Source organism: Sulfolobus islandicus Y.N.15.51, from assembly GCF_000022485.1.
GTDB lineage: Archaea > Thermoproteota > Thermoprotei_A > Sulfolobales > Sulfolobaceae > Saccharolobus > Saccharolobus islandicus.
Genome location: NC_012623.1, coordinates 718,605 through 744,859, shown reverse-complemented (window position 1 = coordinate 744,859; position 26,255 = coordinate 718,605). Strand labels below are relative to the sequence as shown.

The 26,255-nt window shown below is 33.4% G+C and carries 30 protein-coding genes, 2 tRNA genes and 3 pseudogenes; 12 read left to right on the top strand and 23 right to left on the bottom strand.

Going from position 1 to position 26,255, the window contains the following annotated elements; genetic code table 11:
- Positions 1 to 5: 5 nt before the first annotated feature.
- From YN1551_RS15745 to argC, 12 genes and pseudogenes are all read right to left on the bottom strand, one after another.
- Positions 6 to 110: pseudogene (locus tag YN1551_RS15745) on the bottom strand (transposase); the annotation flags it as partial.
- Positions 111 to 285: 175 nt separating this feature from the next.
- On the bottom strand, positions 286 to 1,224 hold the full coding sequence (locus YN1551_RS03980) for an NAD-dependent epimerase/dehydratase family protein (RefSeq protein ID WP_012711942.1): 939 nt from the start codon (positions 1,222 to 1,224) through the stop codon (positions 286 to 288).
- Positions 1,225 to 1,269: 45 nt separating this feature from the next.
- A complete protein-coding gene (locus YN1551_RS03975; protein WP_012714111.1) occupies positions 1,270 to 1,578 on the bottom strand; it encodes a signal recognition particle subunit SRP19/SEC65 family protein in 309 nt (102 codons plus the stop codon).
- A complete protein-coding gene (locus YN1551_RS03970) occupies positions 1,559 to 1,960 on the bottom strand; it encodes a 30S ribosomal protein S8e (protein WP_012714112.1) in 402 nt (133 codons plus the stop codon). Before YN1551_RS03970 ends, YN1551_RS03975 begins: the two co-directional genes overlap by 20 nt.
- A gap of 43 nt (positions 1,961 to 2,003) precedes the next feature.
- On the bottom strand, positions 2,004 to 2,792 hold the full coding sequence (gene uppS / locus YN1551_RS03965) for a polyprenyl diphosphate synthase (protein WP_012711945.1): 789 nt from the start codon (positions 2,790 to 2,792) through the stop codon (positions 2,004 to 2,006).
- Positions 2,777 to 3,817, bottom strand: coding sequence for an N-acetyl-lysine deacetylase (locus tag YN1551_RS03960; protein WP_012717232.1), 1,041 nt, complete (start codon positions 3,815 to 3,817; stop codon positions 2,777 to 2,779). Before YN1551_RS03960 ends, uppS begins: the two co-directional genes overlap by 16 nt.
- Positions 3,765 to 4,931, bottom strand: coding sequence for a [LysW]-aminoadipate semialdehyde/glutamate semialdehyde transaminase (gene lysJ / locus YN1551_RS03955; protein WP_012717231.1), 1,167 nt, complete (start codon positions 4,929 to 4,931; stop codon positions 3,765 to 3,767). The genes YN1551_RS03960 and lysJ overlap by 53 nt, the downstream gene beginning before the upstream one ends.
- Positions 4,928 to 5,779: a lysine biosynthesis protein LysX gene (gene lysX, locus YN1551_RS03950; protein WP_012717230.1), complete on the bottom strand. Its 852-nt coding sequence runs from the start codon at positions 5,777 to 5,779 to the stop codon at positions 4,928 to 4,930. The genes lysJ and lysX overlap by 4 nt, the downstream gene beginning before the upstream one ends.
- A complete protein-coding gene (gene lysW/argW / locus YN1551_RS03945; protein WP_012711949.1) occupies positions 5,776 to 5,946 on the bottom strand; it encodes an alpha-aminoadipate/glutamate carrier protein LysW in 171 nt (56 codons plus the stop codon). Before lysW/argW ends, lysX begins: the two co-directional genes overlap by 4 nt.
- Before the next feature lie 66 nt (positions 5,947 to 6,012).
- On the bottom strand, positions 6,013 to 6,441 hold the full coding sequence (gene lysM / locus YN1551_RS03940) for an HTH-type transcriptional regulator LysM (RefSeq protein ID WP_012717229.1): 429 nt from the start codon (positions 6,439 to 6,441) through the stop codon (positions 6,013 to 6,015).
- Entirely contained in the window at positions 6,434 to 7,228 is a 795-nt protein-coding gene (locus tag YN1551_RS03935; RefSeq protein ID WP_012717228.1) for a [LysW]-aminoadipate/[LysW]-glutamate kinase, read from the bottom strand. Before YN1551_RS03935 ends, lysM begins: the two co-directional genes overlap by 8 nt.
- Before the next feature lies 1 nt (position 7,229).
- Positions 7,230 to 8,288 carry an N-acetyl-gamma-glutamyl-phosphate reductase gene (argC, locus tag YN1551_RS03930; protein ID WP_012714115.1) on the bottom strand — a complete coding sequence of 353 codons (1,059 nt, stop codon included), beginning with the start codon at positions 8,286 to 8,288 and terminating at the stop codon, positions 7,230 to 7,232.
- Positions 8,289 to 8,344: 56 nt separating this feature from the next.
- Here argC and YN1551_RS03925 point away from each other — a divergent pair, with 56 nt between their 5' ends.
- Positions 8,345 to 8,770 (top strand): hypothetical protein, encoded by a 426-nt coding sequence (locus YN1551_RS03925; RefSeq protein WP_012711953.1) that lies wholly within the window; start codon positions 8,345 to 8,347, stop codon positions 8,768 to 8,770.
- On the opposite strand, the gene cedB is transcribed toward YN1551_RS03925, so the two are convergent.
- The 3 genes and pseudogenes from cedB to YN1551_RS15740 form a co-directional block, all read right to left on the bottom strand.
- Positions 8,750 to 10,552, bottom strand: a complete 1,803-nt coding sequence (gene cedB, locus YN1551_RS03920) for a DNA import protein CedB (RefSeq protein ID WP_012714116.1) — start codon at positions 10,550 to 10,552, stop codon at positions 8,750 to 8,752. The two genes, YN1551_RS03925 and cedB, sit on opposite strands and share 21 nt — an antisense overlap.
- Positions 10,553 to 10,592: 40 nt before the next feature.
- Positions 10,593 to 11,222, bottom strand: coding sequence for a 6-phospho-3-hexuloisomerase (hxlB, locus tag YN1551_RS03915; RefSeq protein WP_012711955.1), 630 nt, complete (start codon positions 11,220 to 11,222; stop codon positions 10,593 to 10,595).
- Between the two features lie 282 nt (positions 11,223 to 11,504).
- Positions 11,505 to 12,393 (bottom strand): annotated as a pseudogene (locus YN1551_RS15740) (transposase).
- 395 nt (positions 12,394 to 12,788) lie between these two features.
- On the opposite strand from YN1551_RS15740, the gene YN1551_RS03895 reads away from it, so the two are divergent.
- Both YN1551_RS03895 and YN1551_RS03890 read left to right on the top strand, forming a co-directional pair.
- Positions 12,789 to 13,082, top strand: a complete 294-nt coding sequence (locus YN1551_RS03895; protein ID WP_012711956.1) for a hypothetical protein — start codon at positions 12,789 to 12,791, stop codon at positions 13,080 to 13,082.
- A complete protein-coding gene (locus YN1551_RS03890) occupies positions 13,069 to 13,842 on the top strand; it encodes a carbohydrate kinase family protein (protein ID WP_012714117.1) in 774 nt (257 codons plus the stop codon). The genes YN1551_RS03895 and YN1551_RS03890 overlap by 14 nt, the downstream gene beginning before the upstream one ends.
- Here YN1551_RS03890 and YN1551_RS03885 read toward each other — a convergent pair.
- A complete protein-coding gene (locus YN1551_RS03885) occupies positions 13,817 to 14,710 on the bottom strand; it encodes a hypothetical protein (protein WP_012716475.1) in 894 nt (297 codons plus the stop codon). The genes YN1551_RS03890 and YN1551_RS03885 overlap by 26 nt on opposite strands.
- Before the next feature lie 22 nt (positions 14,711 to 14,732).
- Positions 14,733 to 15,050: a hypothetical protein gene (locus YN1551_RS03880; protein WP_012711959.1), complete on the bottom strand. Its 318-nt coding sequence runs from the start codon at positions 15,048 to 15,050 to the stop codon at positions 14,733 to 14,735.
- A gap of 57 nt (positions 15,051 to 15,107) precedes the next feature.
- Between YN1551_RS03880 and YN1551_RS03875 the strand changes: the two genes are divergently transcribed.
- Positions 15,108 to 15,368, top strand: a complete 261-nt coding sequence (locus YN1551_RS03875) for a hypothetical protein (RefSeq protein ID WP_012711960.1) — start codon at positions 15,108 to 15,110, stop codon at positions 15,366 to 15,368.
- Here YN1551_RS03875 and YN1551_RS03870 read toward each other — a convergent pair.
- Positions 15,354 to 16,589 carry an anion transporter gene (locus tag YN1551_RS03870; protein WP_012716476.1) on the bottom strand — a complete coding sequence of 412 codons (1,236 nt, stop codon included), beginning with the start codon at positions 16,587 to 16,589 and terminating at the stop codon, positions 15,354 to 15,356. The two genes, YN1551_RS03875 and YN1551_RS03870, sit on opposite strands and share 15 nt — an antisense overlap.
- A gap of 128 nt (positions 16,590 to 16,717) precedes the next feature.
- Here YN1551_RS03870 and YN1551_RS03865 point away from each other — a divergent pair.
- Positions 16,718 to 16,814, top strand: a tRNA-Lys gene (locus tag YN1551_RS03865).
- A 166-nt stretch (positions 16,815 to 16,980) separates the two neighbouring features.
- Here YN1551_RS03865 and YN1551_RS03860 read toward each other — a convergent pair.
- Both YN1551_RS03860 and YN1551_RS18070 read right to left on the bottom strand, forming a co-directional pair.
- Positions 16,981 to 17,055: transfer RNA gene (locus tag YN1551_RS03860), tRNA-Val, on the bottom strand.
- A gap of 81 nt (positions 17,056 to 17,136) precedes the next feature.
- Positions 17,137 to 17,223 (bottom strand): annotated as a pseudogene (locus YN1551_RS18070) (transposase); the annotation flags it as partial.
- Positions 17,224 to 17,586: 363 nt separating this feature from the next.
- On the opposite strand from YN1551_RS18070, the gene YN1551_RS03855 reads away from it, so the two are divergent.
- From YN1551_RS03855 to YN1551_RS03845, 3 genes are read left to right on the top strand one after another with little or no spacing between them, the layout of a single operon-like run.
- On the top strand, positions 17,587 to 18,255 hold the full coding sequence (locus YN1551_RS03855; protein ID WP_187146834.1) for an A24 family peptidase C-terminal domain-containing protein: 669 nt from the start codon (positions 17,587 to 17,589) through the stop codon (positions 18,253 to 18,255).
- Positions 18,174 to 19,175, top strand: a complete 1,002-nt coding sequence (locus YN1551_RS03850; protein ID WP_012711963.1) for a cobalt-precorrin 5A hydrolase — start codon at positions 18,174 to 18,176, stop codon at positions 19,173 to 19,175. The genes YN1551_RS03855 and YN1551_RS03850 overlap by 82 nt, the downstream gene beginning before the upstream one ends.
- Before the next feature lie 31 nt (positions 19,176 to 19,206).
- A complete protein-coding gene (locus YN1551_RS03845; RefSeq protein WP_012717225.1) occupies positions 19,207 to 20,022 on the top strand; it encodes an ABC transporter substrate-binding protein in 816 nt (271 codons plus the stop codon).
- Here the strand turns inward: YN1551_RS03845 and YN1551_RS03840 are convergent.
- Positions 20,005 to 20,583: a hypothetical protein gene (locus tag YN1551_RS03840; RefSeq protein WP_012714122.1), complete on the bottom strand. Its 579-nt coding sequence runs from the start codon at positions 20,581 to 20,583 to the stop codon at positions 20,005 to 20,007. The genes YN1551_RS03845 and YN1551_RS03840 overlap by 18 nt on opposite strands.
- On the opposite strand from YN1551_RS03840, the gene cimA reads away from it, so the two are divergent.
- Complete coding sequence (gene cimA / locus YN1551_RS03835; RefSeq protein WP_187146885.1) at positions 20,534 to 22,183, top strand: citramalate synthase; 1,650 nt, start codon at positions 20,534 to 20,536, stop codon at positions 22,181 to 22,183. The genes YN1551_RS03840 and cimA overlap by 50 nt on opposite strands.
- Positions 22,180 to 23,088 carry a 4-hydroxybenzoate octaprenyltransferase gene (locus YN1551_RS03830; protein ID WP_012717223.1) on the top strand — a complete coding sequence of 303 codons (909 nt, stop codon included), beginning with the start codon at positions 22,180 to 22,182 and terminating at the stop codon, positions 23,086 to 23,088. Before cimA ends, YN1551_RS03830 begins: the two co-directional genes overlap by 4 nt.
- 116 nt (positions 23,089 to 23,204) lie before the next feature.
- Here the strand turns inward: YN1551_RS03830 and YN1551_RS03825 are convergent, their stop codons facing one another.
- Positions 23,205 to 24,107, bottom strand: coding sequence for an FAD-dependent oxidoreductase (locus tag YN1551_RS03825; RefSeq protein ID WP_012714125.1), 903 nt, complete (start codon positions 24,105 to 24,107; stop codon positions 23,205 to 23,207).
- Between the two features lie 73 nt (positions 24,108 to 24,180).
- Between YN1551_RS03825 and YN1551_RS03820 the strand changes: the two genes are divergently transcribed.
- Positions 24,181 to 24,843: a hypothetical protein gene (locus YN1551_RS03820; RefSeq protein ID WP_012711969.1), complete on the top strand. Its 663-nt coding sequence runs from the start codon at positions 24,181 to 24,183 to the stop codon at positions 24,841 to 24,843.
- Here the strand turns inward: YN1551_RS03820 and YN1551_RS17395 are convergent.
- The gene (locus YN1551_RS17395; RefSeq protein WP_012716478.1) at positions 24,831 to 25,001 is read right to left on the bottom strand and encodes a hypothetical protein; all 171 of its coding nucleotides are present in this window, start codon (positions 24,999 to 25,001) and stop codon (positions 24,831 to 24,833) included. The two genes, YN1551_RS03820 and YN1551_RS17395, sit on opposite strands and share 13 nt — an antisense overlap.
- Before the next feature lie 112 nt (positions 25,002 to 25,113).
- Between YN1551_RS17395 and YN1551_RS03815 the strand changes: the two genes are divergently transcribed.
- The gene (locus tag YN1551_RS03815; protein ID WP_012716479.1) at positions 25,114 to 26,220 is read left to right on the top strand and encodes an RsmB/NOP family class I SAM-dependent RNA methyltransferase; all 1,107 of its coding nucleotides are present in this window, start codon (positions 25,114 to 25,116) and stop codon (positions 26,218 to 26,220) included.
- Positions 26,221 to 26,255: the final 35 nt, after the last annotated feature.

Genomic DNA, 26,255 nt, shown 5'->3' with positions numbered 1-26,255 from the left:
TACTGAACGCCTCTCGATACAACACTCTTACCACTAGACTCAACAAGAGGATCGAGACCACAATAAGCAACAAACCTCTTCTTATCACCAAAACGCTTAACATCACCAACCTATATAGGTTTGTATGAGATCAGTAAAAATGAGCAATATTAAAAAAGCAGCAAGATTGTGTGGTCGCGTCAATATAATTAGATAATAAACTGACATTGATAATCTATCAAGGAAGTTTAGAGATAGCTCTTATATGAAAGTGCCTTACTCTGTTTAATTATATGAAACATTTTATTAATAGACTGACTTGTATCCATATAACAAGTCTCTTACGGCTTGCCTAATCACTTCTCTAGAACCCATTTTAGGTGACCAACCTATTTCCTTTGAGATTTTTGAGATGTCTAATAACATTACTCTCACGTCCCCCGGCCATCCCCTCCCCTCAGCTGTCAAATCTTTATAAATGATTCTGGGGCTTAATCTCATTTCATCTATAACGATTTTAGCAATCTCGTCTACAGAGATCCAGTCAGTATTACCTATGTTAAAAACATCATAAATTTTGTTTACTTTTTCCTCTAACATCATAAATGCCTCTATTAAATCATTAATATACAGATAACTTTTTCTTTGTTTTCCATTTCCTAAGATTTCTAACAAGTTTGGATTATTTCTGAGTTTTTTGACAAAATCAACTACTACCCCATGACTTACCCTACCTCCAGTTATGTTTGCCAGCCTTGCGCTTATGCTTTTTATGCCATATTGTTCTGCGTAATACTTTACCACATTTTCACACAATAGTTTAAATAATCCATAATTAGAAATTGGCTTAAGTTCTTCTGATTCCGGAGTTGGAATTTTCTTTGTCTCTCCATACACGGTAGATGAAGAAGCAAAGATTACTTTTTCTGCATCTACTTTTCTTGCCAACTCCATTACATTTAACGTAACTTTGACATCCCTTTCGAAATGTTCCTCGATATTTATCATTGATGTTCTTACGTCGGGATTTGCAGCTAGATGATAAATTATCGGTTTTTTTTCTAACTTCTCTGTAAGCTCTACTATACTGCCTTGACGTAAGTCAAACATTATAAATTTAGCCTTCTCGTTTCTGTATCTACCATAGGTCAAATCATCAATAACTATCACTTCTAAATTTTTTGAAACTAAATAATCTACCAGATGTCCACCAATGTACCCAGCACCGCCAGTAACTATATACATATATAATGAGAATAGGATCCTTGATCTTTATTAAACTTGATGTTCTTAATTCTCCTTATTAGAGCTAGCTTGTTTTGTCCTCGTAAGTGCGTTGTATATTATTTTTAACGTATAATTTTTGCTCTTAATTTTCTTCACTGCTATTAAAAAATTAATCTTTCTATCTCTAGGATATTTTTTATTTTCTATAATTACTGGATCTAGACCAAGTTCTTTTAGTGTTGAGACTAATTCTTCGGTTTTTATTTTATATTGCATCCTAGCTAACCGTCTTCCTTTAGATCTAGTTGGTGAGAAAAAATATGAAGGCCAAATAACTATTCTATTTTCTTCTTTAAGATCCCTGAGACTCATTCTTTAAGAGCACCGCATTGATTACTCCGTCTTGTCCTGGTCTCGACGTGACTACAGCTAACCCTGCCTCTGTCCTAATTTTAGCTCCTCTTATTATTATTCCTCTTCTCGCTAGTTCTTTGTTTGCTGGTGTTTCTAAGACTTCAAGAATCTTGACTTTTTTTGCAGTATTTGTTGCTGGGTCTAAGACATTAGCAGTTGTAGTATACTTTAATCTAACTTTAAAGTTCCCACCGAGCGTTCTATCTTTTATCCTTATATCTTCTGCAGACAGTGTTGTAAGCGTAGATGGATTTCCAATTTCATATTTTCTCTTATCTCTGTGTTTTCCTTTTAAACCACCAGTAATTTTCCTATTATCTGGGCCTTGGTAAAATCCCATAACTTACGCCACTTTAAAAGTGTGTAATAAAGGATTAAAAAACTTAGGCTCCAAAGTTACGTTTTCTTTTTTGAAATGACCTTATTGCTCTCCATAGGTCTATTTTTCTGAATTCTGGCCAGTAAGCTTCACAGAAGAACAATTCAGAGTATGCTACATGCCAAAGTAAAAAGTTACTAATTCTCACTTCACCCGAAGTTCTGATTACCAAGTCAATATCATGCAACTCACTATCATAAAAGTATTTTCTGAATGTTTCCTCATTTATCTCGTTTTTACTAATTTTTCCATTTCTATAATCATCTAGAAGCCTAACGACCGCATCTAGTATTTCTTGTCTCCCCCCATAACAAATAGCTAACGTAAGTTTTCTCTTATCGTAGTTAGAGGTTTTCTCTATTACTTTATTAAGATAATCAGTAAGATCTTTGGGTAATTTATCTAGTTTTCCAATTGCACTTACTTTAACCTCATATCTGTCTACGATGGGATCTTCTAATAATTCTTGTAGACCTCTTTTAATATATGTTGTTACTATTGATAGTTCACTCTGTTTTCTCTTTTCACAATTTTCCGTAGAGAGTGCAAAAACTGTTATATTTTTTACACCAAGTTCCAATAACCATATTAAGACCTCTTTCAATTTTTTATAACCATAGAAATAAGCATCGTTAAGAGAAAGATTATTATTTCTAGCCCATCTTCTATTCCCATCTGGTATAATACCCACGTGATCTGGTAATGGACCATTACGAATCTGATTCCATAATAAGATCTCATACAGTTTGTAAATAGGTTTAAAGAGAAAGTTTCTAGTCAGCTCTTTTGCCATAACTCTTCTATTGCTAACATATACGTTTTTACTCCTATATATATTTCATCCAAGGTAATTTTTTCTTGATTAGTATGTTCTAGCATGGAATTACCAGGACCGTAGGTTGCTATACTCGTTGTTATCTTCTGTAATATGTTCATATCACTTGTTCCTGCTTTTCTTACTAACCTCGGTTTTATATTTTGTTTTAATAACGCTCTAGTTAAGGACTTTACTACTGGATTATTTATACTAACTTTCACCGGTTGTGTTTCGTCAACTATTTTAAGACCACATTCTTGGAATTTATCTTTAATCTCATTGATTAAATCGTCTCTCTTATTATTTATTGCATATCTTACATCGAAATGTAGGTATAATTTAGCAGGCGTCACATTATAGGACTCTCCTGCGCGAATTATTGTTGGTACTATTGATGGCTTATCATAATTTTCAGGCTGTTTATAAACTTCAATTATCTTTTTAGAAATATCTACGATCAGATTGCTCTTAGCTGATGAAGAGTGTTCTGGAGTACTTTCGCACATTATATCTAATTGTATTGATCCTCTGTACTCTACAACTATATCTGTACCATTTGACGGTTCTCCCACAATTATATGTTTAAAATTGAAATTTTTCAATGTAAGTTCTTTAGCTCCTATGCTAGTACTTTCCTCATCTGCTAATCCACTTACCATAACTTTTATTCCTTTCTCATTAAGTAACCATGCAGCTATTATCATACTTATTAATGGGCCTTTTGCATCCACTGCGCCTCTTCCATAGATTACTTCGTTTTCTATCTTTGGTTCAATATATCCCGGAACGGTATCTACGTGAGATGCTAATAATATTTCTCCTTCTCCGAGTATAAACGAATTTGAGTCTGGTAGGATCTCAAGTTTAAGATTAAACTCATTAGAAATTTTTTCAAAAAATTTGGTAGCATTTGTTTCGTTCTTTGATGGTGTATATATTGATAAAAGATCAAGAAGCAACTCTTTTGCTTTCTGTTTCACTAATTCCTTTTCTTGCTGCATCTGAAGCCCACTCCATATCTGATTGTGCTATTAGATATGGGGGTAAGAATCTTATTGTTGTAAGCCCTGCTTTTAATGATAATACCTTTTCGTCTTGTAAGATTTTTATAGCCATCGAGGGATTAACCTTTAAGTCTATTCCTATCATTAAGCCAAGCCCTCTTATTTCCCTGACTATTTTGTAATCTTCCAATTTCTCTTTTAGAATTCTCATAAATAATTCTCCTTTCTTTTGAGCTTGTTCTGCAATTTTTTCAGATTTAGCAACCTTACAAGCAGCAGTAACTGCGGCAGCAGCTAATGGATTTCCTCCATAGGTCGAACCATGATCACCTTCTTCTATTTTCTCACCTATCCAATCTGGTAGAAATACTGCACTTACTGGAAAACCTCCACCAATTGCTTTACCTGCTGTTACTATATCTGGTTTTATATCAAAGTGTTGATGTGCCCATATCTTACCTGTTCTGCCAAATCCCGTTTGCACTTCATCCATTATTAATATAGCGTTAACCTTTTCCGTAACTTCTCTTAAGTTCTTCATAAACTCTTTTTTAGCCGGTATTACGCCTCCTTCACCTTGTACTGGTTCTACTATTACTGCTGCTGTATCTTCCGTAATACTCCTTAGGGAATCTATATTATTATATTCTAAAAATTCTACTGGGCCAACTAATGGCTCGAAAGGTTCCCTATATTTTTTATTCCAGGTTACTGACAAAGCACCCATACTTCTTCCATGGAATGAATTTTTGAATGCAACAACTTTTCTCCTTTTCGTAATTTTTCTTGCAATTTTTAATGCTAGTTCTACTGCTTCGGATCCACTATTTAAGAGGAATAAATTATCTAGGTTTTCCGGTTTCAGTTCATCTAGTTCTTTTATCATCTCCTCTCGTATTGGTGTATCAAAAGCTAAAGAGAGAGTAGAGATTTCCTCCATTTGCTTTTTCAAATAGTCTATAACAATTTTATTTCCATGACCAAGAAACGCTACTCCATGTCCAGCGTGTAAATCTAAATATTTGTTATTCCTTTCATCCCATACATATTGACCTTCTCCTCTAACAATTTTAATGCCTCTATCTTGATAGAATTTTAATAACTTTATCATTTTTTCACCCACTCTACTGCTTTTTCCAAAAGGAATTTTGATATATTAAAATTATTTACTCTTACAGTATTTTTATATTCTGGCACTCCATTTACTTCATCTACGAGATATCCCCGATCCTTATCCTCAAATATATCTATTCCTAAAAAGAAACCCCCTATTATGTCCTTTACTTTCAATGCCAACTCTTTAAGTTCCTCATCTATTTTAAGAGGATATGCTTTTGCACCTAATGCAGTATTAGTTCTCCAATTATTTTCATTAACTCTGTAAATTCCAACCGGAGTTTCGTCTCCTATCACAAATATTCTTATATCCCTATTTGGCTTGTTAACAAATTCTTGTATGTAGTATATATCTTTGTATTTTTGTGTACTAAATTCTTGATACTCTAAATAACTATATAGTATGTCTAGATTATCAGCTTTAGCTACCATTCTCCCCCAGCTTCCTTCAACCGGTTTTATAACTACCGGATATCCTAGTTTTTTTGAATATTCCATTGCGTTAGTTTTATCAAATGCTATGAAAGTTTTAGGAGTTGGTATATTATGTTTGGCTAAAATATATGTTGTAAAAATTTTGTTTTCACATCTAATTAGAGTCATATGGTCATTTATTACGGGATAGCCAAGCTGCTCTACTAGAAACGATGTAATAAGTGCTCTGTTATGTGATATGTTTCTTTGGATAAAAAGATTTACATCATTCTCTATATTAAACTCATTTGAAAAAAGAACAAAATCTTTACTATATATGGTAGTAACCTGATAGCCTAATTTTTTTCCCTCTTCAATTAGGTTTTTTTCCTCCCATCTAGGCATATCATATAGAATTCCTATTTTCACTCTCCCCAATCCTCACCTATCTGCTCTGCTAATCTGAGTGACAATTTTCCGTTTTGTTTTACAACTTCTAATTGAGCTCCGCATTCGTGTTCAACAAGTTCTCCTGGTAACGCATCGTCTTCTACGGTTAATTCTCCACCACAAATAGGGCATTTTAGATTTACCATTGAAGGTCAGTTAGATATTAACTTAGTTTTGTGTAGAAAAAGTTTTTAGTAATAAGTGGTACGATTTTAGAACCAAGTTCTAAGGATAATAGTACTATTTGTTCCGATAACACCTTGAATACTTCTAATCTCATCTATTGTTCTATTGATTGATGTTATGTTTGTTCCCCTTACTATTACTAGAATATCATAATCTCCTGTAGTCTCATATACTACTTCAACCCCTGGAATTTTTGCTATCTTTTTAGAGATTTCCGGTGTTGGTATTTGCGGTGTAGATTGAACCATAACTATTGCTCTAATCTCATTTTCTAGCTCATATTCTATAGTGAATCTCTTAATTATACCTTGGCGTATTAATTTCTCTATTCTCTTTCGTATCGCAGCCTCACTTACTTTAAGATCCTTGGCTATCAATGTATAAGGTGTCCTCGCGTTCTTTTTTAAAATCTCCAATATTTTTAGATCACTCTCATCAACATTTGCATTACCCATTCACTATCACCGTCCCATTGAGTTCTAAAGCACTACTAACTGGTCTATCTTTAACTCCAGACCCTATTATTACTTTATTTACACCATTTTCAACACTTTCAGCAGCCATTAATAACTTTCTGTTCATTCCAGGGCCTATTTTTTTAGAAAGCTCTTTTGCCTCTTCCGGAGTAAGTCTATCAACTACTTTTCCTTCCACTAATACTCCTTCCACATCTGAAAGAATCACTAACACGTTTACTTTAACAGCTTTACTTATTGCAAATGCTGCTTGATCTCCATCAATGTTTAGTGGTGTGCTCTCTTCAACATCTAGGGCTAAAGGTGATACTACTATTATGTCAAATAATTTCATTAAATGATTAATAACTTCACTCCTTACTTCTTTTACCTTACCTGTATAACCACCCTCAATTATTCTTTTCTTTCCTCTTTCGTCAATTACAATTATTCTTTTCTTTCTTTCTGCAAGCAGTAAGCCTCCATCAGCACCTGTAATACCTATCGCGTTTTTACCTAAGCTGCATAATTTTGAAGTTATCATTTTATTTATAAGGCTCATTGCCATAATGTAAACTTCTAATTCTTCCTTTGTGGTGTATCTGCTTCTTATACCTTCAGGTGATGTTACGAAAACTGGTTCAATTCCCAATCTTTTAGTATAATCGGTTACAATATCTCCTCCGCCATGCACTAAAATTACCTTATCGTTTATATTTGCTATATCTAAGATTACCTTATCTAACGAGTTTTTTACTACTCTTCCACCTATTTTAACCACTATCATTTTAGGCAGGCCTCAAGGGTACTAGTTTTAATCCATCATCTTCGTTAAATCCCATAGAGATATTAAAGGCTTGGACAGCCTGGCCAGCCGCACCCTTCATCAAGTTATCTATAGCTGAGAATGCTGTTAGTCTTGAAATTCTTTTTTCTACAGCAAATCCTATGTCACCGAAGTTGCTTCCGATAACGAATTTTGGATCAGGATATGGGTGTATATTACCTCTAACTATTCTGATGAATCTCTTGCCTCTATAAAATTCGGCTATTTTTTTCCATATTTCAATCTCTTCTATCTCATTAGATAACCATGTATGTGCAGATGCTAAAGCCCCTCTGATGCTGCTCACAGCATGAGGGACAATACTTACGCTTATATTCACTTTAGCTATTCTGGACAGTTCTTGTTCAGCTTCTGCTGCATGTCTGTGTCCTTCGGCTTCATAAGGTCTAATTGCATTTTGTCTCTCCGGATGATGACTTCCTTCTGAAGGTTTAGCTCCCCCTTCACTACTGCCTACCTTTACATCACTGATAAACTTTTTCTCATCAGTTATTTTTGATGCTACAACTGGGGCTAGTGCTAGTATTGTTGCTGTGGCATTGCATCCTGGGGAAGCTATAAGTTTAGCATTTCTTAATTCCTCGAAATGCAACTCTGGTAGTCCATATACTGCTTTGTCTAATAGATCTGGGTAAGGATGTTCATAGTTATACCATATTTTATAAAGTTCGGGATTCTTGAGTCTAAAATCTGCACTCAAATCCACTACCGTTAATCCTAAATCCAGTAATTTGGGTACGTAATTTAGCGATACTCCATGTGGTAGAGCAAGAAAAATTGCGTCGGCTTTGTCTGAGATTTTATCTATCGAGAAATTTGTGAAATTAAGCGATAATAGCCCTCTTAAATTCGGATGTACCAATGATACCGGTTTTCCTGCATATTCTCTAGAAGTTATGGCTGATATTTCTGTCTTCGGATGTGTAACTAGTATTCTTAGTAACTCTCCACCCGTGTATCCTGAACCTCCCACTACGGCAACTCTAACTCTATCTTTCATTAAACTAACTATTGCAGTTTAGGTTATATATAGTTTAATGTATATAGATATTTGTGATGAGTGTTAACACTGATGAGCTAAAAAAATTCCTTGAGAACAAGATTGCAAGCCTGAGAAAAGAACTTGAATTTTATGAGTTTTTATTGAGTATTATAGAATCCGGCTATTTACCTACTATAAAGGGTAATAAAGGTAGTATAGAGTATATAAAGAATAAAAGAGGTGAAATTTTAGCCGAGATCTATTTTACACCTCCCGTTGCAAAATTTGTTATAAAAAACAAGATCACATTAACCAAGTCATATTTTTCCGCATTAAGTAAAATTCTAGAATCAGAGAAGGAGTTGAATAAAATAGATTATACTATCGAAATGGATAAAAATGATCTAAGAGAGATAATTTTAAAAAATATAAATAGCGAAATAATCTATAATAAGATAAAAACGGGTATACAAGCTATTTTAGAGCGTGCTACTGGCTAAGTTGCCTAATCTTATAACTATTGGCCTAGGATCTCCTAAAAATCTCACGAGAGCTTCTCCTCTACCCATGAACATTAAATTGTTAGATAATGTATCGTTATCAACATTAACAAACCTTCTTACCTCCTCCCAGAATTTTTTATCTCCATTATTCATAAATACCACTACTCCTATATTATCTAGATATATATTAACTAGGTCACCTAGATCTTCTAAGTTTTGCGTTGCCATAATGATGGAAATTCCATGCCCTCTTCCTCTTTTTACTAGATCTACAACAATGGGATAATCTTCGGATTCATTTTTTAAAATAGTCCATGCTTCATCCAATACTAAGAATACTCTAGACATATCATATATTTTTTCTAATGAAAATTTATTATATATCTCTTGCAGAACGGAATATATTATAAGTCTTTTTACTTCTTCACTTTTAATCAGAGTGAGATCTATTACATTTATCTCATTTTCGCTAATTCCATGTAGCAAGGGTGGCAATTCCGAATCCTCCATTGAGGATAATATGTTTATTAACTTGCCGAGATAATACTTTAACTGAAAATCGTTTAATTCGTCTAAATATTTTTCTAAATCTTTCCACATAATTCTATATTTTAAGTAGCCAGTGTCTATTAGTCTATTTAGATAAGTGTATAAAATAGATGAGCTAAACTTGCTTAATCTGAATGAATTGAGAAGTATTTTCTCTATCTGAAGCAACTTAATCTTTATAGGAATTTCATATTCATCAAGAAGTCCTAGTCTATAAAATAACGGATTTATCAATTGAAATGGCACTTTATATTTAGAAAGTCTATGTTTTATATCACCCTTTATATCAAATAGGATTATTGTACCTCCATAGATCACATTTAGCAGCGTGGATAGCCAGATTAAAAACTCGGTTTTACCTGAACCAGTAGGCCCAACAATTAATAGATGAGTGTTCTGACTTTTGGTTATATTCCAAAATACTAGGCTATTATTATTAGGATCCTTTCCTAACAATATTCCATCAATTATAATACCATTATTAGGCTTTTTCTCTATAGAAATTGGTGTTAAATATGGAATTTGGGTAGGTAATACAATTTTGTTAAAATTTAATTTTGAACGAAAAAAATCTTTTAATAATTCTCGTATTTCATTTAGTGTAGCTATTCTGGTTTTTATACCAAGACCTTCTAATCCTTGCCTAATCATGGATGCGGTAGCTAGCGCTGAGTTTTTATCTTTAGAGTTAACAATTATGTACATTTCATATTTAAATGGATTCTCACCAGATTCGATTCTTGATATTATAGTTTCCATTAGTTCGAGCTTTCTTTTAGCTTTCTCATTTGAAGGATCACTATCGATCATTATCCGGAGCGCTTGCATTTTCTGTGAAAGCGATTCTACGTATGAGTTTTTATCGAAGCTCTCTTTCTTTAATACTATGTTGATATCCTTTGCTATGTCCAAAATTTTATAGAATGACGATATATATGATTTCAGATTCGAGTTTGTAAAATCTTTGTAATCCATTTGTATATCATCTATTATTAAAACTGCACTAGCTTTCTTTTCACTATAGAATACTCCATCTTCGATATTATACATTTGGATTTGTCTTGTATGTCTTGATATATAACTAAAAATCTTCTTATTACTCTGAAACATAAGTACTGCTATAAAAATAAGTGGTATTAAGTATATTAATTTATATAAAAACATAATTGTTATAAATATTGATATTATTAATAATCCAATGATTCTTGAGTTGAAGTCTTTTACGTCCATATTCACTATTATTAAAAAATTGCGAGTGACTGAAGAGAAACTATAGTTCAATATTAGCGTGAACTAACCTTAAATCTTCTTCAGTCTTCTTTAACCTTATCATTAGCTCAGCTACAATTCCATCTAAGAATATTTGTGTTGTATCTTCAAATAATGTACCTAATGGTGCTAACGGTTCAGTTATTCCAAGAATTTGTCTCGCGAAGTAGTCTTCATTTTTCGAATACTTTGTTCTACCCGGGATTTCAATTACTACATCGGATATTTTTGCTAGGGGACTATCGAAGTAACTTGTTATCGATATCAATTTAGCTCCAGCTTCTTTCGCCGCCTCTGCGGCTGTCAATATTAATTTGGTTCTACCAGAACCGGAAATAGCAACTACTATATCGTTCTTCCCAATAGCGGGTACGATGGTTTCCCCTAAAACATAGGAGTTAAAACCTAAATGAAGCAATCTCATAGCAAAAGCTCTTCCTACTAATCCACTTCTACCTGCTCCCATTACTAATACTTTTCCATTGCGGTTATTTTTATAGAAATTTTCCAATTCACTTATCATTTTACTTGTTTGTTCTGGTTTTATTGCTTTGGCTGCCCTAAGTATAAATTCAGCTATATCGTACATTGTCTTTAAAGAAAGAGGATAGTCGTCGAGAGAAGATGACAAATTCGGACCGCCAATTATTATCTTACTTTATTCATTATATAAGTATTGCTCTTTCTGCTATATCACTGCACTTATATTATTTATACTAAAGCTAAGTCCATTTTTCTCTTTTTACATCTATACTTGTCTAATACGTAATTATGGGTCCTGTCATCAATATTACTTTCTCATTTCAACACTACAAAGAATCGAGCTTGGACCATTTGGGGAGCTTCCGTATAAAAACTTTTCCATGAAAAATCGAGCATAGCCACACTACTTATGCAAGTGATGAAACCTGCTTTACTCACTAGCGTCAAATGATTTATTATAATACAGCACAGCCCAAGTAATAACAGCCTAGTACATGCAACAATCAGCTTCTTACCCCTAAACCTACCCTTGTGCTCCTCATAAAAACGCTTAATTACCGGGTTAACTCTAATAGTGACTAGAGCTGGAAGATAGAAAGCCCTCCTCAAAACAGCATCACCCGTCTTAGAAATACTCCTTGAAACAACACTCTTACCACTAGACTCAACAACAAGACCACAATAAGCAACAAACCTCTTCTTATCACCAAAACGCTTAACATCACCAACCCTAGCCAAGATAATACAACCCAGCGTCCTACCAATACCCGGAATAGTAAAAATCAAACTATCCTTGGGGACTAACTCTCTAAGCCTATCCTCAATCTTCCTAGCCTCAAGCCTCTCCAACTCCTCCAAAAGAAACCTCAGACAACACTATACTATCCTCGCCCCTCAAAACCTCCTCCAAGTTCTTCTTGGACAAGCTATCACTATAGCCTAGAAGTACCAAATCCCTCCTCAACCTTAACCCTAGTAATGCTCCTAGTAACAAAATCCCATTGGCTCGTTAACTCCCTAGCATCACTTACTTCAACTTATCCCCCATATTTACAACTAATTCCGCAAGCATCATTTATCACTCTTCTTACCCCTAAAATCCTTGAACTTCTTAAGTATGAAGGGATTAATGATCCTAACATCATACTCGCCCATCAAGTACTTTGCTAGGTTAACGTGGTAAACTCCAGTACTTTCTATACCTATCTTGCAACCCTTAGGTAAGATCTTCCTTATCTCCTCAAACCCTTGCCTATCATTAGCAAACTCGTAAAGTTTGCCTTGAAAATACATATTAATTTATCTTTTGATACATCTATTCCTGCAACTGGGGGCCTCCACTTTTCTCACCCTTATGTTTTATTCGGGCTTCAAGAGAGCATCCCAAGCGCAAATAATTCAATAAATCTATGTACAAGTTTACAGATAATTATTCAAAAATAGAGATAAGTTATTGAGAAATTTTGAATTTTCTCTATATTTGGTTATTTTCCCCACAATATAAGTTTAATCTTACGTTATATTGAAAGATATGATTGCATTTCATTCCTTATAATCCATAATACTATATTCTCTCTTGCTATTGTTATTCAATTATTTGCATTCGAGACAGTCTCTCAACAATATTGTTTAATGTATACGACATGTCCTAATAATAATTTGGAAGAAATGAGTACTTAATATTATATATTTGGCCTCCACAATTATATTACCAATGTCAACGAGATGGTCACCTAAGTGGAAAGCAATAGAGATTGATCATAATAATAAAAAGGTTACAATTTGCTATGATGAAACTACTAAGCTTTACGTTTGTCCTATATGCTCACCAAATTGTGCTAAAGGTGTGTCAACTGACTATAGTACATATTTTTTTGATTTAGAAGATTTAAAAAGGCATTTAGATGCACATAAACATGGGTTATGGTTACAGAAAAAGATAAGAACTGAAGAAGAGGAAGAGGAACCTAAGCTATCAGTTGGTGAAGAAGAAATTGAAGAGGAATAAGATATTAATAGTAGGAGGATTTACAATAGACGAGATACAAGGGAAGATAAGACCGGGTGGACCTTTAATATATTCATCACTTGGCGTAATGAGAGGTGGTGGTATACCAAAACTGTATGGAGTAATAGGAGAGGATTTTAATTTTGAGATAGATTTTATATCTGATTTAGAGAAGCAACTGATATATGACAAATATACAATTAGGTTTAAAATTGATTTAACGAATAGTGGGAGAAGATTAATCTTACTTAAAAAGCCTAAAAGTAAGATAAGAGTGATCGATGATAACACAGTTGATGGAATTCTGGTAAATCCAGTGTGTAAGGAAATTGACAATATTAATATTCAAAGCTCTGCTCCCATAGCAGTAGATATTCAAGGTTTTATTAGGAATTGTGTAGAGTCAGAAGAAATTAAATATGAAAGGGGTTTAAGTTTTCCATTTAATAGTAATTACATGGTACTACATGGCAATATGGAGGAATTTGAATCTTCTAAACTAGAATTAAGCGATCTATTTAAATCAGGTTTTAAGGAAATCATAATTTCAGATGGACATAATGGGTTCAACGTTTATACGTATACGCTAGCAAAATATACTTACAGACCTAGTAGAACAGGCAGAAACGAAGTAGGAACGGGTGACTTCTTGTTAGGAGCATATTTTGCGTTAAGGTTAAGTGGACTGGAGATTATTGAAGCAGCTACTATTGCAGGTAAACTTACAGAGGAATTTAGCAATTCTGAATTCTTGATATAGTTTCGATAATGTCGTAATTTTTCCACTCACCTAATCTACCACAGTTTATTACATTTGGTAGCATTTTATCATTTATTTCGCCAAATAGAAGAGCTTCTGATATCAATTTACTTCTAAAGGCTACTATCTCATTGAGGGATATTATTTGTCTTCTTTTTAGATCTAGTATTATTCTATCTATATCAATGTTCTTTTGATTCGTATCAATGAAGGAGTAAACATAATATAAGTCGAGATCTTTAATGATATTATCTAGCCTAATTATTACTGAGAAAGAATCTGCTGTATCTCCGCTCAAGTGCACATTCCAATCTCTCTCATATTCTTTCCTTGCTAATATCATTAAAGTCAGCACTGATTTATGCTTTAGATTTGAGTTATCCAATCCTAATAATTTGCTCATTTTTTTCAAAGATCCAGTGTTATATGTCTTGGTGTATTTATACACATTTCCCTTATTAGTTATAATTTTCTTATCATCTATCCTTATAGGATATTCCTTAACTATTCTCACATTTTTAGATAAAGTAGCTATAAAATCCGGGATATTCCGTACGACGTATAATTTTCTCATTAAATCAAAATTCAACCATGTAGGTAACTTATCGCAAAATTTGCAAATTTTATCTTTAAAATAGTCATATTTTCTGTACAATATTTTTAAATCATACTCAATATAGTTAAGTCCTATGTTTGTCAGTTTCATAGGATTATTTATTATCGGCAACACATAAGGCAAATCTACTCCAAACACATTATCAGAAGCGAAAACACCACCAATGACAGGCTGCTCTTCCAGTATTAAATCAGCGTTTACTCTCTTACTTAGCAACAATCCAGCTATTCCTGCACCTATTATGATAATCATTAACTTATACCATATAACAAAATCAAATTAAAACTTCTGAAAAATTGGGACCCGGCGGAAAATCCTTGAACTCATTTTGATAAATATCCCCTCCGCTTTCTCTTAGCTGATCAATCTTTCCGTGACTGGTTACTGCGCTTACTATAAGGTCTATTATCTCATCATCAGTATACTCTATAACACTTATAGTCTTATTTCCTATTTGTAACATTGGCGTAGAACATAATAAGCTAAATTCTGCTTCAGCATTCACGTTAGGATATGACATCTTTAAATTGTAAATAGTCTTTGCTAGCCCCATATCACCATTGGGTCCAAAAATTAATTTTATGTGCATCATTTCTACTATACTGGCTCTATAAGGCTAAGTTTTATAACAGATAGGGATAAATAATACGTGGTTATGCGTTCGTTTTTAGGTACCCTAGTTGCTCTACAAGAAGCAGCGGTGTACGATTATAGTAAGGATTATAAAGAAATTGAAAAAGCAATGCAAGAAGCCAAGAGGGTATACAAGGGATTAAAGGTGAAAATTCTTAATTTATCTAATATCGAAGATAGAATGGAACTCATAGATCTGGACCCCGATATGGGACAATATAAAGAAGGCTATGTAGTTGTTGTAAAAGTACCAGAAACACCATTATCTGACGAATAATATCAAAAATAAATAAATGATAATTGCATTTGGTATTAAAATAGGTATAGTATACTTCATAAATTCTACGAAATTAAATCCTTTTCCACCTCTACTCTCAGAAGCTTCGGAAATTATCACGTTACTTGCTGCGCCTAATATGGTAAAGTTACCCGCTATAGTACTACCAGCGGCTAATGCCAACCAGTCAACTACTGTAATATTACCATGAGAGATCATGATCGGAATGTAAATTGCAACCAATGGCACATTGCTCAATACTTGACTCAACAAAATACTCACGATCATTATGCTAGCCACGTTATCTGGAGGTGGAAGAAAATTAGCTAAATATTGTATAATTCCAGATTTCAATACTCCCTCAGTAAATATAAATAATCCAATAAAAAATAATATAGTTGGCCAATCCATTCTTCTTACAATATCCCTTCTATTTTCCGTTATAAGAAGTAAGAGCGATGATGTAACTAATGAGCCTAGTAAAATATCTATTTTAAAGAAACTTAAGGAAAAAAATAATATTACAGTGACTGCCAATAAGGCTAATGTAAGATATCCAAGTCTTCTATCGAAATCTATTTTTCCTTCCTCTTTTTTCATATTAAGTCCATTTGGTAAAGACAGTGATTTTCTAAATAGTCGAAAGAGTATAAAATAAGCAATTACTAGACTAATTATTGATGGTAAAGTCAAATATATTGTGAATACAATAAAAGGGTTCCTAATTCCAGATTCTAAAGCTATCAGCAAATTTTGAGGATTTCCGGTAGGCATTATAACGCTCCCAACTGTAACACCAACTGCTAGTGCATAAAGAAAGGGAACTTCAGAAACGCCTATCATTCTACTTAACTCTAGGATAACTGGAGTCCAACTTGCTGATATCCCATCATTGGTAACTAAATTAGACAACAAACCAGAATATAAAAGAATATAGAAGAGAACTTTCTTAGGTTCTTTGTACTTTTCTATAATTTCATATGCAAGAAATTTTAAAAACCCTGAAACTTCTAATGCTGATGCAAATGTAAAAAGGGTAATAAGAAATAATATCACATCTAAATTTATTGATTGTAGAGCTTCTTCTGGAGATATTACACCTAGAATAACCATAAGGATGCCACCAAAAAACATTGAAGCCCAAGGTGGTATTTTCGTAATACCTCTAGAAATTATAAGGCCATAGGTTATCATCATCACTATTAGCGCGCTAACTAGCATGTCAGCGTTAACATTTGCATCGATATAAATAAAATTAGCCTATATTTGCCACGTGAAGTATAATGGATGCGGACGTAAAAAACCGAAGAAAAATTAATTAACCAAATCTCAATTAACTACATACGTTTGGGCCCGTAGCTCAGCCAGGTAGAGCGGCGGGCTTTTAACCGCAAAGGGTTGCGGAAAGCAACCCGTAGGTCCCGGGTTCGAATCCCGGCGGGCCCGCGCAATGGTTCTTTTTGTTGATCTTTTTATTAACATATATTCCTTCTTGCACTGTAAGCTTCTTGTTTTTATTCTTCATAATTTAAGTCTTTAATGCACTTATTTGTGATGACGAAAATTTAGTTAGAAAGATAATTAATTATTTAAAACAACGAGGTTTTACATATGGGCCCGCTGGGATTTGAACCCAGGATCTCCGCCGTGTGAGGGCGGCGTCCTAACCAGGCTAGACGACGGGCCCTTTAGCTAGCAAATTTGAATTCTCTCTGGCCTCCCCACCCTAAAGGATAAGGAATCCTTCTTGGTGGTTCATAGGTTCTCCTCATCGATTAGGGTCTACATCTCTCATCCGAGGGGCAGACGAGAGGGTTAGAGATCCCCACACTATGCATATTACTGTTCTCCCATTAATAAGCATTTCACATCCTACCCTAAAGGGCAAGGCTTCCGGTTATGGCTTTTTAAAGGTTTCTGCAGAATATGGATTATCTCGTAACGTTTATGTTAAGGTATTAATAAAGTAACCAATTGTAACTTAAAGATAAACTTTGATCTTCAGATAAGGAGAGTCAGAAATTTTATAGACTGCATATCAATGTTGATTGTAATGGTGAACTTGAAACTGCATATTACACAAGATTTATTATGTGTTATGATTATTTTAAATCATGGGGTATCTAGTCCCTTGACAGCCCCGAAGAAGGGTATTGCATGAGAGGGACTTCCTGCCGTGACCATTATATATTATATTCAAGTTTTCCTTTCCATTTTAATGCTGGTTCACACTTCAGTCCTTGATCTTAAATATAGAGAAGTTGATCCAAAAGTATGGATTTATTACTCTCCTCTATGCTTATTCATTATTTTTAATTTTCACAATTTATTCATTCCTATTTATTTGTACTCGTTTATAATCACTAATCTCCTATTTTTAGTTTTGTACAAACTTTCTTTATTAGGTGGGGCCGATTTATTTTTAAACGTAATACTCAGTCTCGCAAACTCCTCAGTTACTTCCCTAGTTCCGAGTCGTTTCTCGATTATAGGTCTAGAGCCTCTAATTATAGTATTATATTCGTCAATAGCAATTTTTATATTTAGTCTAATAAATTTTATAAAGTACTATAGATATGTTAGAAATCTCCCCTTCTCCAAAAGAGTTCTTTTGGCATTATCCGCTAAGAGAATCAAGATAAGAGATTTCATTAACTCGAAGTTTTTATTTCCTTTGACTGAGATAAAGGAAGACGGTTCAATAACTTTGAGGGAGTATTTTTCAGTAGAGGAAGATGACAAATATTGGCGAGAGCTTTATTCAAAATTAGTTAATGAAGGTAAAATTTCAGCAGATATGTATATATGGGTTGCTTGGGGCATCCCAGTAATTCCTTTTATGTTGATAGGATATATAATATCGCTTATTATAGGCTTCCCAATTTAATAATTAAGATTAAAAAGGTGTTTTTAAAAATATTATACGCGTTGTATGTATCAAGGATTCTAGTAAACGGCATTAATAAGGATCTGGTAAAGCAAATAAAGGGATTGTTCAATGAACTTGGATATTCGATTGTCGATAACGATCCTGACATTATAATTTCTGTCAACTCCATTAATAATACTATAAGGAAATATTTCCTAAAATTTCACAATAAGATTATAATAAATGTTGTACAAGATGGCAGTTCAGTAATTCCTCTAACAAAAGAACATTTGGGTGGTTCCTTAATATCAAGTTTTTTGGCTGACTCCTTAGGTGCAAATTTAGTCCTAACAACGTCCACTGGAGTTAAGGGACTATATAGTGTAGAAGAGTTTAGCTGGCTTAATGGTTTTTCAATTCATAATTATGATCACAAAATTGTGAATTCTCTTAATAAAAAGCTAGTAACTGAAGGAAAGGTTAGTGTATACTTAGACTCTTATGAAGGTAATTATATACTATATGACGGATACTCAGTAGTCGATCATAAGGCAACTGCTGATCTGGTAATTTCTAGACATGTTGATAATGTAGAAGAAAGTAGTGATAAGCTATATTTAATGCCTGCTGGCATCTATGTTGGTATAAAGTATCTTGAATCTACCCCCCTAGATGTTCTTGTGTATTCCTTAAAGATGACCTTAAAATCTCTTTATATTCTAAATGATAGAATAGATTATATAGTAGTATCTTCTTCATTCAAAGATGATAAGAAATTAAATCAACTTTCGAAATACTATTACTCTAATATTATATATATTTCTGACGTGGATGAGTTGTGTTCTTGTGAAACATTGCTTAAAGAATTACAAGTTAAGGTTTTGTTAAGGGATGTGAGAAGAGCGTTTGGAGTTATAACTTGCCTTGGAGTTAAATAAATATAAAGATGTATTCTGTTAATTTTAATAAATGAGCATAAGAGTTTATAATCCATTACAAGATGATTATATAAGAATTCCGAAGCCAATTACTAAAATAGTTAGTCTAGATCCAGCTTCTACAGAGATAATATTTCTTTTAGGCTTAGGAGATAAGGTTAAAGCCACAGACGCCTTTAGTTATAGACCAGAAGAGGCGAGAAGAACATTAAAGGCAGGTAGTTATACTCACGTTAATATGGATATCTTAGAGCAAATTAATCCGGATATAATATTTACTACTGCAGGAGCACAAAAGGAGCTAACAAGAAAATTAATTGGTTTAGGTTTTAACGTATATCCCTTACCAGTTCCAACTAACATCGCAGGGATTTTGAATAACGTTTTACTTATTGGAAATGTTTTAGGAGCCTACCAAAACGCCAGAGAATTATATTATAATCTTTACACTATTATAAATGAGCTTAAAGTTGGGAGGTTTAAGAATAAGCTAAAGGTCTATGTGGAACTGGACCTAGGCGGACCTATAACAGTAGGTTTTCCAACTCATATCAGTGACGGAATATCACTATTAGGAAGTATTAATATTTTCGATGACGTTTCTGAAGCCTATTTCACACCCAATGATGACGAAATCTTGAAAAGAAATCCAGACATTCTAATTTACGAGCCGAAAAAGCTTACAGATTACGAAAAGGAGAGATTTTATTCAATTTTACAACAAAGAGGATTATTTCAGCTGTTAAGTAAGCGTATAATCTTCACCAAGGGTGATTATTTAGCTCATATGGGACCTAGTTTCATAACTGATGCACTGATTTGGCTTAAATCAGTTGTTTTTTCTTAACCTTAGCTTCCTAGTTATCCTACTTCCTTTAGCTAATCCTCGGATTATTGAATACAAACCCAATATTATGCTTCCTGCCATGATCACTTCATAAATCACTTTAAGTAACGCTAAAGATGAATAAAATGAAGAGATTAGATTATAGTTGAACACACCATAATCAAAGGTTAAATACGCAGTCTGCTGTCCAGTATTTATCAAGAATATTCTGTAGGTTCCGTTTATCAATTTCACTCCTATATATCCTTGCTGATTAATAATAGTCTTACCAATTTCATTTATGACTGAAATATTGATCGTAGAAGTGTTTGAAGTAAATGCGATTAGCGTATTATTGAAATCGTTAATAGTAATGTTTGCAATATTTATACCTAAATTAGGTGATATCTCAACGTTTTTGAGATTGCTTTTGTAAACAAGGCTAATATATTTATAATTGGGAAAATAGTTTGGGATTTCTAAGAAAAGCGCAAATGTTATTAAAAAGATTATTAGCATTATGGTGCTAAAAATGAAATATGATTTTTTCCCATTATCATTAAAGCTTTTAAATCTTCCCATTATTTTTCACCTATGTTCGGTGTCCAAGAAATCTGTTGAGGTTCTAGATACAACATTAAGAGATGGATCGCAGGGCGCGAATATATCTTTTACTCTAAATGATAAAATTAAGATAGCATTACTCTTAGATGAGCTTGGAGTAGAATATATTGAAGGAGGATGGCCAGGATCTAATCCTAAGGATGAGGAGTTCTTTAAAGAGATAAAGAAATATAAACTATCTAAAGCTAGAATAGCTGCCTTTGGAAGTACCAAAAGAAAAGATGTTAGCGTAAAGGAAGATATTAGTCTAAATAGTATAATAAAAGCAGATGTTGATTTTGCTGTAATATTTGGTAAGTCATGGTCACTACATGCTACTGAAGTCCTAAAGGTAACTAAGCAAGATAATTTAGATATAATATATGACAGCATTAATTATTTGAGATCACATGGTCTTAAGGTGATATTTGATGCAGAGCACTTCTATCAAGGCTTTAAAGAAGATCCAAAATATGCACTCGAAGTAGTGAAAACTGCAGAATCTGCGGGGGCAGATGTAATTGCTTTAGCAGATACTAATGGTGGTACACCACCATTTGAGGTTTATGAGATAACAAAGAAAGTTAGAGAAGTATTACATGTTAAACTAGGTATTCATGCCCATAATGATATAGGATGTGCAGTTGCCAACTCTTTAATGGCTATAAAAGCAGGAGCTAGGCATGTCCAAGGAACAATAAATGGAATTGGCGAGAGAACTGGTAATGCTGATCTAATACAGATAATACCCACATTAGTGTTAAAAATGGGATTTAATGTATTAAAAGGTAGAGATAGTTTAAGGAAATTGAGGGAGGTTTCAAGAATAGTATATGAAATACTAGGATTACCTCCTAATCCCTATCAACCTTATGTTGGTGATAACGCCTTCGCACACAAAGCTGGTGTTCATGTTGATGCTGTAATGAAGGTACCCAGAGCGTATGAACATGTTGATCCTTTATTGGTAGGTAATGACAGAAAGTTTGTAATTTCAGAATTGTCTGGAACTGCAAATCTAGTCTCATATTTACAAGGCATAGGAATAGTTGTTGACAAGAAAGACGAAAGGCTTAAAAAAGCTTTAAATAAGATTAAGGAACTTGAGACTAAAGGATATAGTTTTGATGTTGGTCCAGCTTCCGCAATTTTGATAACACTAAAGGAGCTAAACATGTATACGAATTATATAAATTTAGAATACTGGAAAGTAATAAACGAGAATAATGGTCTTTCAATAGGGATCGTTAAAGTTAATTCTCAGCTCGAAGTTGCTGAAGGGGTAGGTCCAGTAAACGCAATAGATAGAGCGCTAAGAATGGCACTTCAGCGGGTATATCCAGAAATAAGTGAAGTTAAGTTAATAGATTATAGGGTTATATTGCCTAGTGAAGTTAAGAACACTGAGAGTGTCGTTAGGGTTACCATAGAATTTACAGATAATAAAATGAACTGGAGAACAGAAGGAGTATCTAAAAGCGTTGTGGAAGCTTCAGTCATGGCATTAGTAGATGGGCTTGATTATTACCTACAATTAAAGAAGACATTAAAAACAAGTGCAGATAATTATATTGTGTGAGCTGGGATCCTGGCGGATTAAACAAGAATACTAGAAGTAAATTTTACGTAATTTTGCGATTCTTAAGGATAGAGCAGACTTTCTTTAGTTTACCTATGGCCTATTTAGGAGCTTTCGTTGCAATTAAAGGAATTTCTCCAATTTCAACATTAATATTGATTTTTTTGGCTTTATTCTTTTTAAGAACTGCTGGAATGACTAACGATAACTTAGCAGATGTCGAGATAGATGCGAAGAATCCTAGAACCAAAAATAGACCTTTAGTAACTGGTGCAATAAAAATAAGTGAAGCAAAGGCTATGATTACTACTTCTCTGATTTTATTCTTTATTACGTCATATTTTGTCAATATCTGGGCATTTATCTTATCTCCTATTGTAGCGATAATAGTAATGTCATACCCTTATATGAAAAGATATACTGCATTCGCTAACTATCATCTGGCATCAATCCAAGGATTGGCAGTATTTAGTGGTGCCGTGGCTGTATTGGGTTTGTACTATAATTCCCTAGTTCAGATTCTTTTGAAAGTCCCATGGTTTTTCGTAATTGGAACAATTTTATGGGCTGCGGGGTTCGATCTTTATAATCATATACCTGATGCCGAATTCGACAAAGAGATGGGTTTACATAGTTTCGCTGTGGTACTAGGGAGATGGGCTCTAACATTTGCTGGACTCAATCAACTATTCTCTGTAGTACTCGATCTTCTAGGTGATTTGTATTATGGATTAGGTCCAATAGCTATATTTGCAACTATTCTTCACGGTCTTATAATGGCATATGCGTACTATTTAGCATCGCAGAAAAATGATTTCGGCAGAGCATTTTATTACAATATATATTCATCTATTGTGTTAGGATTAGGTGCTGATATAGATGTTGTGCTAGGCATTCCATTTTAGGAAAAATAGGAAAAAGTTAAAACCCCCTAATACAAAAAATAAAGTAGAGATATCCAGGGACCTTAGGATAGATGAGAGGAGCCCCTTGATATTTCCCCCCAGGGTCCCTGGATATCTTATAAGTTGTAAAGTATGCCCATTTTTCCCTTTCTGATAATGTAATACCTTTCGATAAATCTCTTCATTATTGCCCTTAGTTTTGATACCCTTACACTTTCGAAATTCCCATTCCATGGAACATTAGACCTTATATGTATAGCCTCTCCTTTACCAGTATCGATAATGTTAATGAAAATCGGTTTAAAGCTTTCATTAATTTTTCTAGATATTAACCTGCCCACATATATACCCTCTCTCATTGCCAACTCTCCCAATTTGGGGTAATTCTTTATCATATCTCCAATTACAAACACATCGTTCTTATATTCCAATTTATCATTTATAGGTAAGAAATCCCCAATTATCTCATTAGGGTCACAAGCAGGAATTATATCATCAGATTTTTCAGATAATCGTATTCCATTCTTTTCTAATAATTCAAGAACTTTAGTACTTACTTTTTCCCCTAACCATTTTAGGACTGGGCCGTAGTAAGAGACTTCCTTGTTTAGCTTTCTCAAATAAAAAGCCAGTTGAATACCAAGATACTCATCTAGATGATTTTCTACACTTATGCTAACTCTATCCTTTCCTATTATCCTTCCTATAATATCTAATTGGCGTTCTCTTTTACATCCCATAGCAAGGATTAGTTTATGACCTTGAATCTCTGTACCATTTTCAATTTTCACTGTTTTTCTTTCTAAATCGATTTCCTTTACCTTGCTCGTTATGGTTGGTTTTATGTTAGCTGTATATTTAATATTTTTATTAAACATGAGTTTTTGGAGATATGCAGTATAAAATACAAGTTGAGCTTTATCAGCTATTAGTGTTTTAACTACATGATTCCCTAATTCATAATAAGCGTTAAGTCCCGAGTACCCCGCACCCACGATTACAACTTTCTCTGTTTCCATTTCGGTTATTAGTAATCTAATGTTTCCTTTTAAAAGATAAGTTAAAATAAAGGTTCAGAAAAAGTTCTACTATGTGAGGCTACGTCTAGGATACGTGAGTGAAAAAGAGTTAGAGGTTATAGAACCCCTATTAAGCAATGAAATCAATAGAAATGTTGAATTAGAGCCTATACGTGTTAAGGAAGACGAATTGAAGTTCAAACTTAAAGAATTAGACCTAGCTTTTATACCCTTACCTTTAACACTTTTTTATGAAAACATAAGATTTATAAGTAATGGTGCATTTGTGACTACTAAAATTGGATTAAAGGTTATAAATAATAGATTTGCTAGATTATGTATTAGTAGTTCCAATTCAACAGAGTATTATTTGTTTAAAATACTTACAAATTATAAAAACCCAATAGAGGTAGTCAGAAGTGAATCATGTACCGATACTGACGTACTAATAAGTTATGAGGATTACCATATCTCTTTAGATGAACTCTGGAGAAAGAATTGCGGTGATCTTCCTATAGTTATAAGCTTAATTGGTTCTTTACGTCTAGATGAACAAACTCTATCTAAAGTTAAAGTAATTATCAGAGAAGCAGCATCTTTACAAGAGTCTAGGAAGAAAGTCTCACAGTATAGTAAAGAATTAGGTCTTAAAGGGAGGCAAGCAGTGGAATGTTTCTTCCAACTCTGTTTAAAAAAGGGTTTATGTAGGAGTACGATTTCTCCTCAGATTCTATGAAGGTTCTTAGTTTTTCTAGTTAATATAAACATTGCCGCTGCTATGAAAATTGAGTTAATAGTTAATGCGTATTGAAGTGCCTCATTATTAATTTTAGTTGATAAAACCGAAATTGTTAATAAGACCAATGTTACATAGATGAGTAATGTAGCTTTCATATTTAGTTATTCGTGTAATCTAATATAGAGTAATCTTATGTAAGTCCTAATATTACCTTATGCCTAGATGACGATAAGAATATTAAACGTTAAAATTTGAATTACACTTAAGTTGAAGGATATAGTAAAGTTTTTGACTACTGTGCTATATTACGTGGAAAAGAAGAATTATCCCTTGGCGGTAGCGTTTAAACGAGCGTATCTGCACAACAAACCAAGGAAGATAGAGTCTAACCTCTTATACGAATATAGTAAAAGGATGCTATTATCTTATTATGCATTACCTCAAAGCAAAAGGTCATTTAAGGTAAGATATTGGCTTGAAAATAAGGAAAGTATTGAGATTAAGTTTCCTAACTGGATGGAAGAAAAACTATCCACATTATTAGATATTAATGCTCTAAAAAGAAAACTATCAGAAAGATGGATGTGGGCTCGTGTAAATATCCTCAAGACTGGTATCGATAAAATTTATAGGGAGTTAGAGAGTCAAAATATAGAATTTGAAGTGGATAAGAATTTTTATTATATGATAAAGATCAAGAAGTCACCAGTAAGATTATCTTCTTTGAGCATAGTAAAAGACTGTAAATTAGTAATTCACGATAAAGCTAGTTCCTTAGTGGTAGAAGCACTTAAGCCAGAGATAGGTGAAAAACTAGTCGATCTGTCTTCAGCTCCCGGGATTAAGGCTTCTTTATACATGATGCTAACAGAAAATAGAGCGGAAACTTTCCTAGCCGACGTCGATTTTAAGAGGTTATCGAGGGAATATAATTTGTTAAAAAGGTGTGGAGTAGATTTACGTAAGATTCATATAATATATCAAGATTCCACAAAAAATAGTGTAATAAAATCAGATAAGATATTATTAGATGCTCCATGTTCCTCCTCCGGAATGATAAATAATGATCCTTCTATTTTATTGAAATTAAGTGATAATGAAAAAATAAAAAAGTTCGCTAAATTGCAGAAATCTTTACTAAATGAGTCCTTAAAGATTAGGGCCAATAAACTCGTTTATGCAGTATGTTCATTATTTCCAGAAGAGGGTGAAAGGGTAATAGAAGACTATTATGATATAGCTGAAATGCCATTTTCTAATTATCAATCTGGTTATTCTTTATACAAGGTAGGAAAGAGATCCAATAGGACTTTCCCTCATATCGATTCTACTGAAGGGTTCTTTATATCAGTCTTGAATTTAACTAAATTATAAATTCACATTACACTCCGTCTTTTTATAAAGGATTA

Coding starts and splice junctions, on each gene's coding strand:
- YN1551_RS03980 (WP_012711942.1), bottom strand. CDS start 1,224: ATGTATATAGTTACTGGCGGTGCTGGGTACATTGGTGGACATCTGGTA.
- YN1551_RS03975 (WP_012714111.1), bottom strand. CDS start 1,578: ATGAGTCTCAGGGATCTTAAAGAAGAAAATAGAATAGTTATTTGGCCT.
- YN1551_RS03970 (WP_012714112.1), bottom strand. CDS start 1,960: ATGGGATTTTACCAAGGCCCAGATAATAGGAAAATTACTGGTGGTTTA.
- uppS (WP_012711945.1), bottom strand. CDS start 2,792: ATGGCAAAAGAGCTGACTAGAAACTTTCTCTTTAAACCTATTTACAAA.
- YN1551_RS03960 (WP_012717232.1), bottom strand. CDS start 3,817: ATGCAGCAAGAAAAGGAATTAGTGAAACAGAAAGCAAAAGAGTTGCTT.
- lysJ (WP_012717231.1), bottom strand. CDS start 4,931: ATGATAAAGTTATTAAAATTCTATCAAGATAGAGGCATTAAAATTGTT.
- lysW/argW (WP_012711949.1), bottom strand. CDS start 5,946: ATGGTAAATCTAAAATGCCCTATTTGTGGTGGAGAATTAACCGTAGAA.
- lysM (WP_012717229.1), bottom strand. CDS start 6,441: ATGGGTAATGCAAATGTTGATGAGAGTGATCTAAAAATATTGGAGATT.
- YN1551_RS03935 (WP_012717228.1), bottom strand. CDS start 7,228: ATGATAGTGGTTAAAATAGGTGGAAGAGTAGTAAAAAACTCGTTAGAT.
- argC (WP_012714115.1), bottom strand. CDS start 8,288: ATGAAAGATAGAGTTAGAGTTGCCGTAGTGGGAGGTTCAGGATACACG.
- YN1551_RS03925 (WP_012711953.1), top strand. CDS start 8,345: ATGAGTGTTAACACTGATGAGCTAAAAAAATTCCTTGAGAACAAGATT.
- cedB (WP_012714116.1), bottom strand. CDS start 10,552: ATGGACGTAAAAGACTTCAACTCAAGAATCATTGGATTATTAATAATA.
- YN1551_RS03895 (WP_012711956.1), top strand. CDS start 12,789: ATGTCAACGAGATGGTCACCTAAGTGGAAAGCAATAGAGATTGATCAT.
- YN1551_RS03885 (WP_012716475.1), bottom strand. CDS start 14,710: ATGATTATCATAATAGGTGCAGGAATAGCTGGATTGTTGCTAAGTAAG.
- YN1551_RS03880 (WP_012711959.1), bottom strand. CDS start 15,050: ATGATGCACATAAAATTAATTTTTGGACCCAATGGTGATATGGGGCTA.
- YN1551_RS03870 (WP_012716476.1), bottom strand. CDS start 16,589: ATGCTAGTTAGCGCGCTAATAGTGATGATGATAACCTATGGCCTTATA.
- YN1551_RS03855 (WP_187146834.1), top strand. CDS start 17,587: ATGCTGGTTCACACTTCAGTCCTTGATCTTAAATATAGAGAAGTTGAT.
- YN1551_RS03850 (WP_012711963.1), top strand. CDS start 18,174: ATGGGTTGCTTGGGGCATCCCAGTAATTCCTTTTATGTTGATAGGATA.
- YN1551_RS03845 (WP_012717225.1), top strand. CDS start 19,207: ATGAGCATAAGAGTTTATAATCCATTACAAGATGATTATATAAGAATT.
- cimA (WP_187146885.1), top strand. CDS start 20,534: ATGAAATATGATTTTTTCCCATTATCATTAAAGCTTTTAAATCTTCCC.
- YN1551_RS03840 (WP_012714122.1), bottom strand. CDS start 20,583: ATGGGAAGATTTAAAAGCTTTAATGATAATGGGAAAAAATCATATTTC.
- YN1551_RS03825 (WP_012714125.1), bottom strand. CDS start 24,107: ATGGAAACAGAGAAAGTTGTAATCGTGGGTGCGGGGTACTCGGGACTT.
- YN1551_RS17395 (WP_012716478.1), bottom strand. CDS start 25,001: ATGAAAGCTACATTACTCATCTATGTAACATTGGTCTTATTAACAATT.